General features: G+C 66.2%; 1 protein-coding gene and 2 pseudogenes. 1 reads left to right on the top strand and 2 read right to left on the bottom strand.

The genetic code is table 11. The features are described 5' to 3' along the window. Positions 1 to 105, top strand: a pseudogene (locus tag ACFWU3_RS36445) (IS5/IS1182 family transposase); the annotation flags it as partial. 12 nt (positions 106 to 117) lie between these two features. Here the strand turns inward: ACFWU3_RS36445 and ACFWU3_RS36440 are convergent. Together ACFWU3_RS36440 and ACFWU3_RS36435 are read right to left on the bottom strand one after the other, a co-directional pair. Further along, on the bottom strand, positions 118 to 624 hold the full coding sequence (locus ACFWU3_RS36440; RefSeq protein WP_384445900.1) for a DinB family protein: 507 nt from the start codon (positions 622 to 624) through the stop codon (positions 118 to 120). Between the two features lie 142 nt (positions 625 to 766). After that, positions 767 to 1,115, bottom strand: a pseudogene (locus tag ACFWU3_RS36435) (hypothetical protein); the annotation flags it as partial.

Here is a 1,115-nt window from a genome sequence, read left to right as displayed (position 1 = left end):
GCGTTGAAGAATTCCCGAGCCGTGGCGACGAGGTTCGACAAGCGCGCCTACATCCTCCATGGCACCGTCACGGTCGCCTCGATCCGCCTTTGGCTCCGCCCGTGATCTCCGCCGGATCTAGTCGCCGGTCGTGCCGTCGAGCATCTCGCGCAGGATGTCCAGGTGGCCGTTGTGGCGGGCCGTCTCCTCTGTGAGGTGGAGGAGGATCCAGCGCAGGTCGACGTGGAGGCCGTTGCGGATGGTTCCCACGGCCTGCTTGTCCAGGTCGCTCCCGGCAACCAGTTCGCGGTAGCGGGCGCTTTGTTCGGCGTATTCGTCGAGCAACTGCGTGAGCGGGATGTCGACGGCGATACGCATCTCGCGGTCGGGGTCCTCCTCGGTCCAGGGGCCCCGGTCTTCCTCACCGAGGAAGACCACCTGGAACCAGTAGTACTCGACCCAGCGGAGGTGGTTGATCACTCCGCTCACGGTCATCAGCGGTGAGCCCGGCAGGAGTGCCTTGCGGGCGTTCTCCGCGGAGACGCCGTCGCACTTGGCGCGGGCGGTGCCCCGTGCGTAGTCGAGAAACGTGGTGAGCTGAGTGCGCTCGTCCCATGCGGGCGGCGTGTCATCGATTCTGGTCATCGCGCGAAGCGTCCCCGATCACCGCACCCGATGTCGAGGTATTTATCGACGGACCCCACCTGCTCCACCCAGCGCCTTCTCCAGCGGCGCGCTATAGCGATTCAGCGCCGGTGGACCGCCCGGCATGATCCGCCGGACAGGCCTAGAGCCTGTGTGAGGTTGTGATCAGTCGGCGAGTTTCAGGAGGTCGTCGATCCAGATCATGGCGGCACGGAGGTGGGGCCCGGCGAGGTAGCTGTCCGGTCTCTTGCTCATAGCGGGTGGCGATGCCTCGCCAGGCTTTCAGCTCGTTGATCAGACGTTCGACGGTGTTCCGTTCTTTGGAGAGGGTGCGGACGTCGCCGCGGCGCATCCGGCAGCCGAGCATTCGCTCTACCCGCTCCCCCACGACCGCTTCGTAAGCGGCCAGGCTCTGCTCGGTGTAGGCGGTCACGCGCAGATCCCATCCGCTGCTCCAACCGCGGCGTGCGAGCAGCTCGTGGAGCAGGGAG

It is taken from the genome of Streptomyces sp. NPDC058685 (assembly GCF_042714725.1).
Classification (GTDB): domain Bacteria; phylum Actinomycetota; class Actinomycetes; order Streptomycetales; family Streptomycetaceae; genus Streptomyces.
The sequence above is the reverse complement of the archived record's forward strand: the minus strand, read 5'-3'. Positions and strand labels throughout refer to the sequence as shown.